General features: G+C 36.7%; 13 protein-coding genes. 1 reads left to right on the forward strand and 12 read right to left on the reverse strand.

What is annotated here, in order from left to right:
* Nucleotides 1-239: 239 nt before the first annotated feature.
* The gene (locus FNW02_RS19095) at nt 240-1208 is read right to left on the reverse strand and encodes a glycosyltransferase family 2 protein (RefSeq protein WP_191759092.1); all 969 of its coding nucleotides are present in this window, start codon (nt 1206-1208) and stop codon (nt 240-242) included.
* A gap of 419 nt (nt 1209-1627) precedes the next feature.
* Complete coding sequence (locus FNW02_RS19100) at nt 1628-1939, reverse strand: NAD(P)-binding protein (RefSeq protein WP_191759181.1); 312 nt, start codon at nt 1937-1939, stop codon at nt 1628-1630.
* A gap of 352 nt (nt 1940-2291) precedes the next feature.
* Here FNW02_RS19100 and FNW02_RS19105 point away from each other — a divergent pair, with 352 nt between their 5' ends.
* Complete coding sequence (locus tag FNW02_RS19105) at nt 2292-2441, forward strand: hypothetical protein (RefSeq protein WP_191759093.1); 150 nt, start codon at nt 2292-2294, stop codon at nt 2439-2441.
* Between the two features lie 260 nt (nt 2442-2701).
* On the opposite strand, the gene FNW02_RS19110 is transcribed toward FNW02_RS19105, so the two are convergent.
* The 10 genes from FNW02_RS19110 to FNW02_RS19155 form a co-directional block, all read right to left on the reverse strand.
* The gene (locus FNW02_RS19110) at nt 2702-3574 is read right to left on the reverse strand and encodes an SDR family NAD(P)-dependent oxidoreductase (RefSeq protein ID WP_191759094.1); all 873 of its coding nucleotides are present in this window, start codon (nt 3572-3574) and stop codon (nt 2702-2704) included.
* A gap of 952 nt (nt 3575-4526) precedes the next feature.
* On the reverse strand, nt 4527-5888 hold the full coding sequence (locus FNW02_RS19115; RefSeq protein ID WP_191759095.1) for a hypothetical protein: 1362 nt from the start codon (nt 5886-5888) through the stop codon (nt 4527-4529).
* A 28-nt stretch (nt 5889-5916) separates the two neighbouring features.
* A complete protein-coding gene (locus tag FNW02_RS19120; protein WP_191759096.1) occupies nt 5917-7530 on the reverse strand; it encodes a cyclic peptide export ABC transporter in 1614 nt (537 codons plus the stop codon).
* 515 nt (nt 7531-8045) lie between these two features.
* Nucleotides 8046-8864: a class I SAM-dependent methyltransferase gene (locus FNW02_RS19125; RefSeq protein WP_225225767.1), complete on the reverse strand. Its 819-nt coding sequence runs from the start codon at nt 8862-8864 to the stop codon at nt 8046-8048.
* A 162-nt stretch (nt 8865-9026) separates the two neighbouring features.
* Nucleotides 9027-10286, reverse strand: a complete 1260-nt coding sequence (locus FNW02_RS19130; protein WP_191759097.1) for a glycosyltransferase family 2 protein — start codon at nt 10284-10286, stop codon at nt 9027-9029.
* A gap of 191 nt (nt 10287-10477) precedes the next feature.
* Nucleotides 10478-11410, reverse strand: a complete 933-nt coding sequence (locus FNW02_RS19135) for a class I SAM-dependent methyltransferase (RefSeq protein WP_191759098.1) — start codon at nt 11408-11410, stop codon at nt 10478-10480.
* A gap of 185 nt (nt 11411-11595) precedes the next feature.
* Nucleotides 11596-12597 (reverse strand): NAD-dependent epimerase/dehydratase family protein, encoded by a 1002-nt coding sequence (locus FNW02_RS19140; RefSeq protein WP_191759099.1) that lies wholly within the window; start codon nt 12595-12597, stop codon nt 11596-11598.
* A gap of 59 nt (nt 12598-12656) precedes the next feature.
* Nucleotides 12657-14534 (reverse strand): TubC N-terminal docking domain-related protein, encoded by a 1878-nt coding sequence (locus tag FNW02_RS19145; RefSeq protein WP_191759100.1) that lies wholly within the window; start codon nt 14532-14534, stop codon nt 12657-12659.
* 15 nt (nt 14535-14549) lie between these two features.
* Entirely contained in the window at nt 14550-14855 is a 306-nt protein-coding gene (locus FNW02_RS19150; RefSeq protein ID WP_191759101.1) for a phosphopantetheine-binding protein, read from the reverse strand.
* Nucleotides 14856-14997: 142 nt separating this feature from the next.
* On the reverse strand, nt 14998-16353 hold the full coding sequence (locus FNW02_RS19155; RefSeq protein ID WP_191759102.1) for a phthiocerol/phthiodiolone dimycocerosyl transferase family protein: 1356 nt from the start codon (nt 16351-16353) through the stop codon (nt 14998-15000).
* Between the last annotated feature and the right edge of the window lie 41 nt (nt 16354-16394).

The raw sequence follows: 16394 nt of genomic DNA on the forward strand, positions 1-16394 counted from the left end.
CCTATTAGTCGTTTTGCTTCTTGTGGATGTGACTCTATTCTCACTAAAGGGCTTGTCATGTTAGATGTCAATTCTTTATCGTTTCTTCTGATTATTTCATTATTTTTGTATTAAGGATAGGTCTATTCAGTCTTGATGATCGCGATCGCTCATATCTCTTGAGTAACCACAAACGAAGAACTTAAATCTGTAGCTGGTATACTTGAAAAAATACAAAAACTGTAAAAATTTGCGAGTTACTAACTTTCAATTAATACTTTTCGCCAACGTTGCCAAAGTGTTTGAAGGACTCTAAGCAAATCTTGCAGCAAAAAATACTCATTACCTCTCAACTGCTGGTACATACTTCTAAAACAATAAATATACTCATATAAACTCAATGAACTCTGCCACATGGAAAGCAAATGCTCCCAGAAAATTCTCCAATGTGGCAACATAATTTTGCCTTCATTTGATGAATCAAACCATACAGAATATGCATAGTAATCAGGCATCATACTTAATGAGTATTTTTGATCTTTGTTAGCAAATAATAAGTAATCATCAACAAACATACTCATTGATTGTTGCGGATGCTTTCTAGCAAAGAAGAGATATTCTGGAATTTCATAAAATCGACCTAAAAGACCAAGTCTTAATAAAAAAATTCCATCTGTATGACCGTAACCACCAAGAGGCGGTACCATCTTGAGTGCGCTGGTACGGATTACTCCAAAAATCTGATAACATAAATGCTTATGCAGCAATTCGTGAAAACGTTCGTGTCTTTTTAGTGAATCCGTCTTTAGGTGAACATCGTAGTTTCGGATAAATTCCCCATATTCATCAATAAAATATGCATAGGAGTGGCACAAGATGAAGCTAGAATCTTGGTCAAGCACCTCAACACACTTCATGATAAAATCTGGAGCATATAAATCATCATAGGCTGCCCACTTAAAGTACTCGCCCGAAGACAATTCAAAGACACGATTGAAGTTAATAGCACAACCCAAATTTTTTTCATTGCGGTAGTAGCTTATACGTTTGTCTTGGTCAACGTATGCTCTACAAATTTCCTCAGTATTGTCTGTAGATGCGTTATCTGAAATAATTAGCTCAAAATCTTCAAAGGTTTGAGACAACAGTGAATCTATGGTTTCTTTGATAAACTTTTCACCATTGTATACAGGTAATCCGATGCTTAATCGTGGCTGATTTTTATTCATAGGAAATATGTTAGTCAAAGGTCAAGGGGAGCCACTGCTTGACTAGGGTTTCCCGGCAACCGCGCAAGTGGCGTTCAAAAGTCAAGGGGAGCGCAATGAAGTGCCAACTCCTTTAAAAGTAATGTTTTGGATAGCTTTCACTCCAGCTTTGTAGATTAGAGCGATCGCAAAATCCTTATTCAACTCCAAGATAATGTTGTGCTTATTCCAGGCAGAATCACCCTGCAAGCAGATATGCAACGTCTATCTAACATTTAGCTTTCTACATTGCATTGCTATAAACCCACTAACGGTTAAGTGTTGTGAATTTCTTACAAGGTAGGAAGTGAGATGTTAATGAAGAATTATCGTGCGTGCCGAACCTCAGACGTATGATTCCGTAAGCCATGAGCCGCTGAAACCATCCTGGCATCCACTATCTAAATAATTCTAAGTTCAACATGTCTGCGTAAATCAAAATGATTGGTAAAAGCGTTCAAGTAATCCCACATGTTTTGAGCGCTGGAGAAGTCTGGGTAATTATCTGGTATTGGGAAACTGGCAAATTGGATAATCTTTCGTGATGACATGATGTGTGCGTTTTCGTAAACACCGTGATAGCAATTTCCGCCGATATTGTCGCTGGCATCGACTTGATCGTAGGGAATATCAACAGCCTTGAGTGCCTGAGCCATACCCAATCCAACAAAACCAGTCCCGATAATCAAATGTTTGTGAGTGGTATCAACCATTTTCTGAGTTCTACTGGAGCTACTCACTTTGATCACTTTTCATTAATCCAGTTAATTCACTTGGAGAAATATTGTTTGAAAAGATGGACACTGCTGGTTTAAATATAACCGTTTGACTATGTACTTGATGAGCGAATATTATCAGGCGCACACCAAAATAAACAATAGAAATGCAACATCATCTATCTAGCAAAAAATTTATTGTTAAAATGATATAATAAACAAGTAAAAATAATAAGCAACAAAAGTAAGATTTGATTGTCAATAATTTGCTATCATCATAATTTGACTAGTAAATCGGAATCAATTATTTAAGCGAACAAAGTGGCGATTAGCTCTGTGATCTACTGGTATGATGGATGTAATTCTCAGCTTGCATGGATTTAGTCTTTATGAGGCGATCGCTCGCGCAATACAGGCGGTTTTGGGGATAACTCATTGCTGCTGCGATCGCCTCTGGCAGGTGATTACGCCATCGCCACTGCACATTAAGGCAGCATAAACTTAACAGCGAATTAGGCAAAGGTACTATATTTACTATTTGCTTACCTTCTAAACAAATTAGAAGTCATGGACAAAATACATCTATTAATTAGCAGAATGTTGTAATTAGTAGACTTATTCGGAAATTAACTTAGTATCTGAGGAGCATCCAAAAACTCAGAATACAAGAAATTCTGAGCGTTGCCTAAATACGGGATGATTTAACGCAAGATTTTGCATTTCGCATAAACAAAGAGTGGCATGGTGTAGCGGTATTAGTTACCCACGTTTACCAACTACAGACTTGATCATACTATCATCTATATGTTGTTGCTTTTCTAGGCGCATCCGGTTAAATTTTGGTATATCAATCCACCGATAGATTGCATCTACAAATGGTGAATACAATTGTCCAATTGCAAACAGTAACCTCGTAAAAAACTCTGTTATTAGTTCTTTATTAACAATTATTTCTGCCTTATTCTGCTTAATAGCCTTGATTACAGCATTCGTTGTATAAGTTGGTGTAGATATACCAGCTAAATGTGGTGTAGTTAAGCCATTTTTAGAAACTGATGCTTCTTGATAAATATAGCCTGGACAAATTACAGAAATCTCTACTCCAGTACCAACTAATTCTTGTCGTATAGCATCACTCCACATAATTAAACCAGCTTTACTTGCAGAATAAACACTGCTGTAAGCAACGCCTTTTTTACCAGCTAGAGAAGCAATATTAACAATGTGTCCACTACGTCGCTCTAACATACTTGGCAAAAATAAACGGGTTAATTCTATAGGAGAAAGTAGATTGGTTTCCAATACTGACTGGATTTCATCTAGAGAGTAATCGGTAAAAAACTGACAAACTTCTATGGCGGCATTATTAATTAAGATATCGACTGGCCCGACAAATTGATTGATTATTTTTTTGAGAGTTGACAATTTTCTTACATTCTTAATATCAAAGGGAATGCTGATACTTTTACCACCCAAATTAGTTATTTGATCACATGTTATATCTAGTCCTTCCTTTGAACGGGAAACACAAATTACAGTTGCTTTTTCTATTGCTAGAGCACGAGCAATATATACTCCCAAACCGCGTGAAGCGCCGGTTAAAAGTACTGTTTTACCTGCTAAAGTTGTCATAACTAACACCTTATCCTGTCATTGCTAAAAGTATTTATTTAGAGAAGTGAAACTGTATAACTGCTTTTTTTAGTTCCTATTATTATCTGATTACAGCCACTTTTTACTTCACTTTTTTAACTTAATAACCTGAGTTAATAAAGTGCAATGCTGTAATTTGTAGTAACTTGGCAGTATACATCTACTGGGGTAAAAGCTTGCCAAAGAAAACCTGCTGTGTTCTCTTTCGGAATGCACGTAGTTCTAGTTTGAGTTTACTAGATTGAAAGAGCGATCGCCTCCGGGGGGTGGTTACGCCATTGCAACAGCACATCAAAATAGTCTAAAACTGACGAGCTAATTGGTAATCATTTACAACTGTGTTTATACTGTACTGCAAAAACTAACCTGCCATCCAACTTAAGCTAGTACAATATTAGAGTAGCTAAAGGTTTTTAAACTTTTAAACTCTCGTTTTCTCAAGTTGGAATTATTCATATATTATGCTGTTGAGATACTCAATTGCAACTCATATGCAACACTTTGGATAATCAAGAAATTACCATTAGTGATTTAGTTTTTTATTTTTGTAAAGAAAATAGCTAAATTACAGTTTTATGTAAAACTAAAATTTTTAACAGCTGAATACTTAATAATTACTATTAATAATAGTTATGTAACTTAACATAATGTTCAATAAATAATCATAATTATATCCGCTTAAATTTAATAAGCGATCGCCAGGTTAGACACTCTAGCTTTTCTCAAAGCTTTATCATTATAGGTGACTGTTGATATAGCATGTTAACAAAAAAAGCAAAGCGATCGCTCTTGTAATCCAGGTAGCGATAGTTTGGATTTACATATTACAAGAGCGAATACACATTAAAATAGTTTAGAAGTTACGAAAAAAGGAGAATCTAAATATTTTATGAGTTAAATACTAGCATGATATGTGTCAATTCCTCAACCTTCACCAACAGGCTTTTGCTCTGCTACCTTTTAATACATCAGGATTTTGTCTACTACTCTTTTTTATTTGTCGAGATGTTAAAAAGGCAATAATCGAGAATTTTAATTTCTTAATTACCGTAAACAAGTTATTTTCTTTTCCTCTTATAAGCTTAAAAATTTCAATTTGTTTTGTCAAAGCCAACCACCAAGGTAAGCTATCATCTACAATCCTTTTAATATTATGTTCACCATACAGTAATTTCAATGCTTGAACAGAAGTAGACCATCTATATACTTGTTCTATCCAAGCTTTTTTTGGCGGTTTACCTGTTGTCATATCTGTAATATGAGGAGATCTATTTGTAGCAACAACATCTACAAATATGTCGCCGATAAAGCCTGCATATTCTGCCAATATAGTGAGATGAGAGTCTTCACATCTACTTCCTGGATAGCTTTCAGCAATTACTGTTAACAAGCTAATTATGGTATCACTTTTACCAAATGTTCCACCTCCAGGCTTAGTCATAAAGCTACTAAATCTACCGTGAACAATATCTAAAAACCATTGGATAGGAGGTAAATCTTCGTTAAAATTGGGTACTAAAACTTCAGTTTTATTTACTATATCTTTTCGGTAAACTAAAAATTTATGTCTTACTCCCAAAATATCTATCTCTGGATGAGTTATAAGCTGATTTAATATTAGTTTTAACCCGTTAGAATCTGGCTCAATAAATGAATATTTCTGCTCAATTAAAAATTGAGATTCAGCATCAAAAGTTACCAAAATTGCAGGTGGTATCCATCCATTATCTATACTATTCATCAGTAATGAGCCATAAACATCGCCCAAAACTCGAATTTTTCCTGCTGAGTATTGCCCCTCTTGTTGATGGACAACAAATATCCTATGTTTAGCTTGCTGAAAGTTGATATTAGTTAAGCAATAGGGTTTACCTTCGCACATCAAATTGTCAAATATTTTAGCTGGAGTATTATTTGCCGTCTTTTCTCCAGTATAGAGATGAATAACTTGGACATCTGGACGCATAAAACGGTTGATAACAGATGGACATTGAAAGCCGTTATTTAGACCTATTACTATATCAGCCATCATCCCCATTTCAGAGATTTGTTGAATAATTTTTGGGATAGTATAGGGTAAATAATTTTCAGCTCCTTTGGTAGCTGCTACTATTCCTAATACTCTTGTACTATCAAAAATATTATTAGTTTTAGCTTGAATCCACGCTCTGTAAGATAAAACATTTTTTACATCTATTTCTAAAGTTTTATCTTGCTGTTTACGTAATGTAAGTATTTCATGTCCTAAAATGTTGGATAAGTCATATTTTGCTGATAGCTTGGTTAACAACATTGCTTAGCTCCTTTCCAATCATTAAATGTTAAACTTTTACTTTGCCGTATTCCAGTTTGAGAATCCGGTCTGCTAAATAAAAATATCGGTCATCATGACTGATAATCAATACAGTTTTTCCTCTATTTTTTAGCTCTGCCAAGAGTTGAGTATAAAAAATTTCTTTGAATACAGGGTCTTGATCTGCTGCCCATTCATCAAACATATAGATTGGACGGTCTTCTAGGTAGGCAGTAATGAGAGCAAGACGCTTACGCTGTCCTTGAGAAAGATCTGTTGTAGAAAGTATGCCATTATTGATTTTAACTTTATGATCAAGTTGTAATTGAACGAGGTATTTTTGAGTTTGAATATCTAACTCATTATTATCCAAACCCAGTAAACGTTCAAAAAGATAAAAATCAGAAAATACTACAGAAAACTGCTGGCGATACCACTCGCGATTTTGATTGTTAATGAGTTTGCTATCTAGATAAATTTCTCCATTTTCAGGGACGTAAAGCCCAGTAATCAACTTAGCAAGGGTAGACTTACCGCTACCATTGCCTCCTACAATAAAAACTAGCTCTCCTGGATGAAATTTCAAACTCATAGGCCCAAGGATAAAATTGCTTTCCTCTCGCTCCTGATAATAAGTGTGGGTTACATTTACCAATTCCAGAAACTTCCAATTTTTGTCTAACTCAAGCAAGGTATCAAACTCATTTTCACTTGAGTATTTATCTAATGATAAACCTAGGGATTCAACTTTTTTTAAAGCAACAAAGGCTTTAGTTACAGTTGGTATAAGACTCATAATATACTCCAAAGGAGCTATTAAATAAATTGTAGTTAGAGCATATGCAGTTATAATTTCTGGAGGAATATTATTGAGAGTTGGTATGGTAAATAACAATATACCAATAGCAACAAAGAACAGAATTTGTCCCCAACTAGCAGCAGCAGCAAAGATACTCATACCTACAATATTATGACGGCGATATGTTAGAGCAGTGGGATGAAGGTCTTCAGAGAGAAATGCTTGCCGTCGCTGGCTATGCAGCTTGAGTTCCTTTGTACCTTGAGTTATAGTACGAAAATGCTTAAACAAGTTATCTTCCTGCTCACGGGCCAATTTCAAAAAAGATGTAGCTTTCCTCATTGGTAGTAAATAGCTAAATATTCCTATGAACATAAAGCTAATACCTACAAGGAAGACAATTTTGTCAAGCCAGCAGAGATAAATCAGGCAAGCAATCACAATGGCAATGTTAATGCACAAAAAAGGTATAGTAATAACCGTGCTAGAAACTGTTTGGATATCTTCAGTGAGGACGGCTAAAAGAGCATGAGGGCCGATTTGTTCTAAGTGACGTAACGGAGAGGCAAGGATACTGCGGCTTAAAAGCATCCGCAAGTTAAGAATGGCTTTTTCTGAAAGATGAATTAACAAAAACTGGGAAGTAAAATTAGCAATTAGCCGTAGTAAACAAAGACCGACAAAACACCAAATTAGTATATTTGTTGATGGCTGTTTTTGAGTTAATGTTGTATTAATTAAGGCAATCAAACCTGCGGCACTGCCGCCACTGAAAATACCAGCTAATATTGCGAGACTGAGGTGAAGAGAGGAAGTACGAAACAGAAGGCGGATTAGGTTCATAAAGTCAATAATTTACGGCTTTGCATAATACAGCAGAATAAAGGCATCAGTCGTCAGGACGAGCCAGTGCGGTCTTTAGGATCTTGTAGATAAGGGGAGCCACTGCGTTGCAAACAGAAGTTGGAGCATCTAGGTTCAGGAGTAAAACAAGCGCTGTATGTAGATTTAAGTCTTCATTTCTGTACTTCAGTCACTTGCAGTGAACCTACATCATTGTGGTAAACAGAACTACATGGGCTTGCATAATGTGAAACGTTAAGCCGATTAGCTGAATTCTATTCTTAAAGAGGTAGGAATTTTATATATGCATTACTATACAAAAATAAAAAATGTGAATAAATGGGCTAGGATAGCGAACCCAATACTTCTTGATTAAAGGAGAAATAGGCAAGGGAAAAAGTTTTAATTTACCCTTGACCCCTTAATTTTTATCAACCTACAAGAGAGAGTTTTAGGCTTAACTAAAAAGTATTGATAGCGAATCTTTATTCAAAAGTTTATTGAGCATTAAAATTCTATAATTTCATTAAATGTACTCCATACATACGTTGAAATATTGTAAATAAGGACATTATTAACCGTTCAAATAAAGGAAATCTATTCAAGTATTGAGGAAAGTCTGCTGGTATATAGAGTGAACGATATACCTGATATCTTGAATCCCAAGTTTTAATTTCCTGAATATTGCGAATTCCCCACTGGAACTGAGCATTTGTATATTTAACTGCATCAAATCTGCGTCGAATTCTGATCAATAATGGGGAGGTGGCATCAAATAAAATCCACGAGCCTGGAAAGCGTTCTGCTAATGTTTTAAACAGATTTTTAACTTGCTGCTCAGAAAAATAAAGTAAAACACCTTCTGCAATAAATAACATCGGCTCATTGCTTAAGCTTTTTACTTCGTCTATCCACTCTGTTTCTAATACTGAAGCTGAGATAAATCGATGGCGATCGCTTTCCTGAAAAAAGCGTCTTCTGACAGCCATCGTATCAGGTAAATCTAGGTCAAACCAGTGTATTTTTCCATTATCTAATCGCTCAAATCTGTTATTCAGACCCGTACCAATTTCTAAAATTGAGGTCTGCAAATGTGTTTGTAAAAACTGTTTGGCTATCTCGTCGAATGCCCTGTTGCGAAGACATATTATAGCTTGAGAACTTTTTTCCTGGGAAAACTTATGAAAATCATAGTCAATTTTAGACAGGATATCAGTAGCTTTTGAGTCAATCAGAATGGGATTGAGTTGGTTCATCTCAAACGCTCGTGCCCAGAGTGTAATTAGCAGTGTTTCTTGGATAGTACCTAAGCTAACAGTGTTTGTATTAATCATTGCTATCTAAGAGAGAAAATTGAGGATTTGTGTTATCTACTTAGATGTTGCATCAGTTGTAAGAAGCTTGTGATATTATTTCATCGGCACAGCTTGCTGATTTCATCTTTTCACCTGACTTATTGACAATGATGCAACATTTAAATTTTAGAAACTTGTGCTTTAAAGTGAAATGTTAGTATCTAGTGACTTATTCGAGTGTTGATAAGGATAGTATTCAGTTAATCGAACATTCCAAGCATCTTTGATTTGATAGGTTATGCCACGCCACTCGACACTTTGCGCCAGTATTGCAGCTATGGTAGTGACTGCATAAACTAACTGTGTTAACGGAATCGCTATCAATATTTTTGCCATCATCAGAACTGAAAAACTCTGTGTAGATTCGCCTCGCGCCTGAAGCACTCGTCTAACGCCTTGCTCCCCTAATACTAGTAGTAGAGCCATTCCCAGAATATAGCTGACGGCTCCGCCTACAATCAAAATTGCGGTATCAAATTTACTAGTGATTAAGGCAACCAGTAGCATTGGCGGAATCATTAGCAAAGCTAATGTACTGATGAATACTGCGCTAGCAATCACAATCCAGTTGGGATTGTAGAGCCGTGCGACGAGTAATTGACGTGTAATAAAGCGCAAGCATTGGGCAAAGTTACACTCCTCACGATTGCTCATCATGACTGAGGGTACAAATTTGACTTTTAAGCCAATTTCTCGCAATGCTTTATGGATAGGCGTATCAACAGAAACTCCTTGTTTCCATGTTTCTAGCAACTGCGCTTTGCGTAATACTGAAAGTTTCAATGCCATTGAGCCTCCCCAAGGGCATTGGTAGACATACATGAAGGTGACAGCTGCCGCGTTCCACACATATCGAACTAGCGTACCCCACTTTCCGATTTGCGGTATATACCAGCGATTTCCTGTAGTAGCTCCGACTTGCTTATCTGCTAGAGGTGCAACCAGTTCACGTAGCCAATTAGGATGAGCGACAACATCAGCATCTAATAGTGCCACCACATCATAAGAATCATCTAGTTGTGAGATGGCTTGAACTAATGCACTACATTTGAGACTGCAAGTATCGTGTCGAAAGATTAAAGGGTTGACTTGAACATGTGTTGCTTGCTCTCGCTGGATAGTATCATTGACAATTTTCCAGGCGGGGTCTTCCTGACTATCGATGACAATGTGTATTTTATACTGTGGGTAATTCTGATTTAGCAGAGCATGCACACAATCAGTTAAAAACGGATCGGCACCTCGCAGGGAAAGCACAATTGCAGCTTTAGGCAATGGCTCATCCTCTACCGGCCCTAGACTTGGTGAATAGAATAACGATACTAAATTCAGCGCTTGCAGTGTTTGGTAAATCACCAAACCTGCTAAGATGCCAAAAATAATGATTGCTAGCTCGTTCATATTACCGATAATCCTATCAATTCAATTTCTGAAATCAGAAGCCTTTGTTGAAAGAAGCTCATTGGACTTAGAGACTAAACTTGATTAAGAAAAGCAGTACGCTGGGGACGAGAAGTGTTGGTATTGATCAGCTTTTCTGTACTAATTTAAATTACGCGTACTGCCAAGCTAAGTCTTAAGCATGTGCCTAATCAGCTTTTACGGAACATAACTGCCATTCCAGTTCGGAAACTCAACCAATAACCAAAAAGAGAGTAGAACCAGAATTTGTAAGAAGTCAGTGCTTTCCAAGGTTGAATAGATTCATAAACAACGTCAATCGACCCATCAAAAAGATTTTGGTACTGATTAAAAGCACGAGTATTCATACTAAACCAGGGTGTATCGTAATAAGATCGATCAAAGAAATCTACAGGCTTCCATCCTTGGAGACGCCCTAATGATTCAAGAGCTTCACGAGTGTAGATATGAAGATGATAGGGGACATGCACTTGATTATAAAAGTCGGATACATTGGGTTGGTTCAGATCAAGATGAGCAGCATTTGGTGTACCGATTAGAATCTGACCACCAGGTGCAAGCAAGCTATCCAACTCAGATAATAGTGTATTGGGATCTTCAACATGTTCAATCACTTCTTGGAGCAAGATGTAATCGAATGGGCCGCGTTGGAGTGTTGTGCGATCGCCAAAGCCGTCCTGAGGAGCATAAAGGTCATAACCGTGACAATTGGTGAAGCCGTGTTGTCGCAGATACTCTAGAAATAGACCATTAGCACAGCCATAATCGAGCAACGAATGATTTTTGGAAAAACCATGTTTTGTCAGTCTTCGAGTAAGATTTTGATAGATTAAGCGGTACTGCCACGTGAGTTTTGCCTGGGCAATAGGATATTTTGCATAGTAGTATGGCAGATCGACAACTTCTAAACAATTAATTGTCTGACATTTAGGACATCGCCAGACATTGAAGGTTTCATGTTTAAAAGCTCTAAGATTACAGGCAAAAGTCGCAAATGCAGATTTGTCATTCTCATTGATTAAGTGATCACAAACTATACATTGAACGCGCTTTTTACTAGTTTGTTCGTTGGATAACTGGGTTTTTAAGATACTCTTGATCATCTGTTCTTAACCTTAATTCCAAAGTGTTTTAACGGCTTCATTGAGTGGTTAGTAAATTTCTTACCCTGATTCCACCCTTTTAACTAATACATGAAAGATTTGTGGATAATTCATAGTGTTACGTTCATGTTTTGCCTATTTACATTTTCAAAAATTAAGATTTTTATCTTAGCAAATTGCTACAACTAAATTAGCTTTATGGTATCGGTTTTTTGTAGCCATTCCTGTGTGTACTGCATTCCCTCTTTCAGATGAATTTTGGGTTTATAGCCCAAAATTGTTTCTGCTTTAGCAATGGAATAAGCATAGGGGCGAGAGATAAAATCTATCGACTCAGGCAAAATATCAGCCTTTTTTCCAAAAAGTTTCTGTCCCTGGTAGCGCAGTTGTGCTAAAACTTTAAGTTCTTCTTTTGGCAGAGAATTAGGTACAGCTACACCTGCTATTTCTGCTAAGCGTGTGAAATACTCTTTCCAAGAAGTTTCTTGTCCGTCGGTGATATTAAAGATTTCACCGTAGGTTTCTTTTTCTATTGCCAAAAAGATGGCATCAATCAGGTTATCTACATATAGATGATTGATGACTCCTCGTCCATCATTAACATAGAAAAATAATTTTTGGCGCATTAAGAGAATCGGTTGGACTACCCAAGGAATGCTCCCTGGGCCGTAAACATCGCCTGGTCTGATGATAATAATTCCAAAATCGGGTGGGGCATTCAGTTGTAAGATGGCTTCTTCAGCTTCTATTTTCGTTTGACAGTAAGAATTATTTTCACCAGATAACGGCCCTGATTCTGTGATGCGATCGCCATAGTTGAAGCCGTAGACCATTACACTGGAAAGATGCACGAAGGTTTTGACACCAGCATTTTTGGCGGCTTTAGCAATGTTGACAGTACCACCTACATTTACCTCACGAAAACGCTCAAGTGACGCGCTTTCATTAGCCATGTCAGCCGTATGCAAAACAATGTCCACTCCCTGGCAGGCCTTTTGAGCAATAGCAGGATCGGTAATACTGCCCAAAATCACTTCAAAACCTAGTTCCTGCGCTTTTTTAGCTTCATCTGTGCAATGTTGCAGCCCACGGACTTTCATCCCCTGAGCTAGGGCTAACTCAGCAGCTCGCAAGCCAATAAACCCACTAGTCCCCGATATCAAAAGCTTTTTTTGCGAGAGATTCATAAAATTTAGTAACCAAACTTGGTTGAGAAATTCAGCATAATTAAGACGAAAAGCGTTGCTTAAATTTCGTCTTCGCCTACCTTTGCTTTCAAAGAAGCAAAATGTTTTCCACCTAGTTCAATTTGCCCATCTGCACACCCAGTCTTTAATCTTTCGACTAGATAATCTAAATCATGAGCTATGAAATTTGTGCCATGATCTGGTTCTACCAAACTAACTAAAGCATGATTTTTCACCTGTTGATTTGCCAAGCTGGCAATACCCAGAAAGTTGAATACTCCTGATTCATAGGTTCCACAAGGTACTGAAGGGTTGTGTACTCCAACGCAAAATTCATTAGGTTTAAACCAGTCAAATACCGGATAACCGTGGAAATGAACAATTGGTGCGCCATTTATAATTAATTCCGGTGTGTACAAAGCAGCACCAAGACTAATGGCAAGCATTACATAAACATCATACGAAGGCTTGATATCTACTAATTGAGAGTCAACTTTCTGCGGTAGCTCTAGTAATAATCTGTCTGTCAAACCAATTCTGAGAATATCACTCTCAAGACTCAAGTTTGTTTTATTTGAGCCAGAACGAGCACTTAAAATCCAAATATCAGGAATCTGCTTAAATTTATATTCTGCTCCTATCTTGGTTTTTAAATATCGTCTACCTATGGCATTTTGGCGAACTTCATTAATAGGCAATTCTGCAACAGGATCTAGGCTATTCCAATCTTTCTCAGTTAGCTCAATTTCACCTACATAATGTGGTGGTTCTGCGTAAGCTACAAAGCCGTAAGAAACACCAGTTCTACCATTAACGATGACATTAACAATATCTCTATGAGACTTTCTTTTAATTACCTCACTTAGCTTTGAGCCAGGAGGAAATAAATTTGTTTCTGCTAGATAATTACTCAATGTCACTAACTTTTTGGCATAGATAGATTCTTGAGGATTAAATTTTCCTAATTTAAATTTGCTCAATGGCAGAGGCAATATGGGAACATAGACTTTAGGAATGAGTGATTTTAAGACAAAATTGTTTATTTCATGGCGAGAGAATACAGAATCAGACAGATTCATGTTTAAGATTGAAAACTGAGTATCAGAAACTCCAATTACAATTTCTGAAAATGTTCTGATTAGAGCATTTAATCCAATTTTTATTTTCTGTTGATAGGGAGTTTGCGAATTAACAAACTCTTGATCTAAATCTGTCAGGACAATTATCTGAGTATTCGTGGGGTCTTCAACATATTTAGCTGCACACTCTTCAGCCCAACCTATTAAGCGAGCAATTCCTGAAACCGATATTTTGCGGTCTTTCAAAATAAAGCGAGAATAAAATTGATACAGCTTCTCAGCTACAAATGTCTCTACTCGACTTCTTACAGAAGGTAGCCTATCTACATCAATTACAGCATTGATACTAGTTTTAACTACTCTAGTTTTGATGCTTTGCTTCCAGTTAATAAATGGTATCTTAATTTCATAACAAAAATCTTTTGTAGCTTGTTGCCAAGGTGTAACTTTTACCCCATGTTCTCGGAATTTTTGTTCTAGTTCGGCTCTAAATTTAATAATTTTGGTATTTTTATATCCATTTTTTAGAGGTCGAAAGGTAACAGTTAACCTTTGAGCCATTAGCCTTGGATCAATAATCGGTTGCTTGAACTCTGGATTTGATTCATCGCCTACTTCTCCAATTAAACGACCAATTGTTTGCAAGCTTAAACCTTGAGCAAGTGGCATAGGAGAAGAATTATCAAGGTTGCGATCGCGTTGCAGAAATGCTACAATTTCCGATTTATGTTCAACTAAATGTGCCTGAATATCTTGTGTTATTACTCCTTTAGGAGAACGAATATTTAATGTTTCATTTTCAACCCAAATATCTACACCTTGTTGTCTAAGACTATTCACAATTTCGGTTGTATTCATAGTTTTAAGTAAAAACTAAATTTCAAATGTTTCTGACTCTGAAGCTTGAAGTTCTTCAGCTAAACGCTGGGAAAGTAATTCAATAGTAGGGTAATGCCACAGCACCAAAGGAGACAATTGAAATCCTAATAACTTTCCTGTTTGAGCAGCCAAAAGCATCCCCTGAACTGAATCTAAGCCGTAGCTATCTAAAGGCTCTGTGATACTTATTTCATCGGGATTAACTTTTAGCAATTCAGCAATGTGAGAGACTAGCCAGACTTGAATTTCTTCAGCCGTGTAATATGGCTTTGCAGTTGAATTAGGAATAAACTTGCTCATTTATATACCTCAAAATAACAGTATTAGACAATACTGATAGTAGTAAAATGGTATTTATATACCGGAGTTATTTAGATTATTATCCAGTATAAAAATGTATATTACGTCATGATCAAGATTGACAACATCAATCAAAGTACAATTATTTGGCTGAGTAAGAAATGCACATATCGTATGTAAAATGAAGGTTAAATTTTAAATTGCAAACATCAAAAATGCATGACATTACATTGTTTACCAGACCCTCCATCGTATCCTGACTGATTGAAGGCTCTGAAAACACGAAATTCAACAGCATTTTTCCCTGAAAGGTTGAAGCATGGGTAATAAACATACCTGCATATAAAGAATGTGAGCCAGCGAAACTAATTTCTTCTAATTCAAATTCACCGTAAATTTTGGGAATATTTACTTTGCCAGCATTGGAGACAGATACCGTGGCTGCGACTTCTTTGGGTTGTATGAAACAAAAATTGATAAGATCCTTAGTAATTAGCGCCATTTTGAAGATATCACCTTGCTTTGTACCAGTTTCCAGCTTTTGTTTGACCTCCCTAGCTAATTCCCAGAATGAAGTATTTTTTTGTATAGTGTAAAAGCCCATCATAGAGGAAGCTAATACACCCATTTGCTTATCACTGATTGCAGGTTCAATATGTCTCCTCAAATCAAAATATGATAGGCAATTCACTCGTACATCTTTTCTATTTACTTTAGTTATTTTTTTCGCTACTGTAAACATTAATGCAGCACATAAAGCGCTATTTACTGTCGTACTTTCTTGCCGACAACGATTTACAAACTGTTGGGTTAGTTCTGGGTCAAGTTGTCTATGAATAAGATTGCAACGACGTTGTGCAATGGGTGCGTACTTCTCAAAACCTAATGTTTTTGGTCGATGCCAAATCTTTTGAACTGCCAGCCGCAACAAAAAGCGTAGACTACTTATTCTACCTTTAAAACCCTTTGTCCATTCAGGTAATAGTTCTTCGGTAGGTGGGAGCGGAGCTAACTTAGTAACTGGGTTAATGACCTCGCCAGACACAATTTTTTGACAATAAGTCAAGATTTCTGAGTGCAGTTGTATGCATGATAAACCATCTGCGATCGCATGGTGTACTGTTGTAATTAAATAACTGATATGTTTATCACTTAAAGCATGAACTAGCACCACTCGCAGCAGACCTTTACTACTATCAATTTCCTCGTTCATCTCTTCATAAACGACTTCTTGCCACTGCTGAGCCTCTAACTTGTTCACAACACGCAAAGTAATCTTTGTTTGATCACTTTGAAAGTAGAGACTATTCTTAGAACGAACAATCTGAGAATTAAGACGGGGATGACGATACTGAACTATGTCTAAAGCCTGTTTAAGAATTTCTTCGTTGAGTGCTCCCTTGATGCGACTAATAGTCAGTATATTCCAAGTTTTGGCACGCCTATTTAAGATTTCCATAGCTTGCTCAAGGCGACCCAGCTTTCTATTATCAGTCATTATTTTTCCTTTGATCTAATTTTATTAGACTTCTCACACAA

It is taken from the genome of Komarekiella delphini-convector SJRDD-AB1, from assembly GCF_014831675.1.
GTDB lineage: Bacteria > Cyanobacteriota > Cyanobacteriia > Cyanobacteriales > Nostocaceae > Komarekiella.

Excerpts from the sequence above, each read along its gene's own strand:
- FNW02_RS19100 (WP_191759181.1), bottom strand. The coding sequence starts at position 1,939 with ATGGTTGATACCACTCACAAACATTTGATTATCGGGACTGGTTTTGTT.
- FNW02_RS19145 (WP_191759100.1), bottom strand. The coding sequence starts at position 14,534 with ATGAATACAACCGAAATTGTGAATAGTCTTAGACAACAAGGTGTAGAT.
- FNW02_RS19115 (WP_191759095.1), bottom strand. The coding sequence starts at position 5,888 with ATGTTGTTAACCAAGCTATCAGCAAAATATGACTTATCCAACATTTTA.
- FNW02_RS19135 (WP_191759098.1), bottom strand. The coding sequence starts at position 11,410 with ATGATCAAGAGTATCTTAAAAACCCAGTTATCCAACGAACAAACTAGT.
- FNW02_RS19140 (WP_191759099.1), bottom strand. The coding sequence starts at position 12,597 with ATGAATCTCTCGCAAAAAAAGCTTTTGATATCGGGGACTAGTGGGTTT.
- FNW02_RS19110 (WP_191759094.1), bottom strand. The coding sequence starts at position 3,574 with ATGACAACTTTAGCAGGTAAAACAGTACTTTTAACCGGCGCTTCACGC.
- FNW02_RS19130 (WP_191759097.1), bottom strand. The coding sequence starts at position 10,286 with ATGAACGAGCTAGCAATCATTATTTTTGGCATCTTAGCAGGTTTGGTG.
- FNW02_RS19095 (WP_191759092.1), bottom strand. The coding sequence starts at position 1,208 with ATGAATAAAAATCAGCCACGATTAAGCATCGGATTACCTGTATACAAT.
- FNW02_RS19105 (WP_191759093.1), top strand. The coding sequence starts at position 2,292 with ATGATGGATGTAATTCTCAGCTTGCATGGATTTAGTCTTTATGAGGCG.
- FNW02_RS19125 (WP_225225767.1), bottom strand. The coding sequence starts at position 8,864 with ATGATTAATACAAACACTGTTAGCTTAGGTACTATCCAAGAAACACTG.
- FNW02_RS19150 (WP_191759101.1), bottom strand. The coding sequence starts at position 14,855 with ATGAGCAAGTTTATTCCTAATTCAACTGCAAAGCCATATTACACGGCT.
- FNW02_RS19120 (WP_191759096.1), bottom strand. The coding sequence starts at position 7,530 with ATGAACCTAATCCGCCTTCTGTTTCGTACTTCCTCTCTTCACCTCAGT.
- FNW02_RS19155 (WP_191759102.1), bottom strand. The coding sequence starts at position 16,353 with ATGACTGATAATAGAAAGCTGGGTCGCCTTGAGCAAGCTATGGAAATC.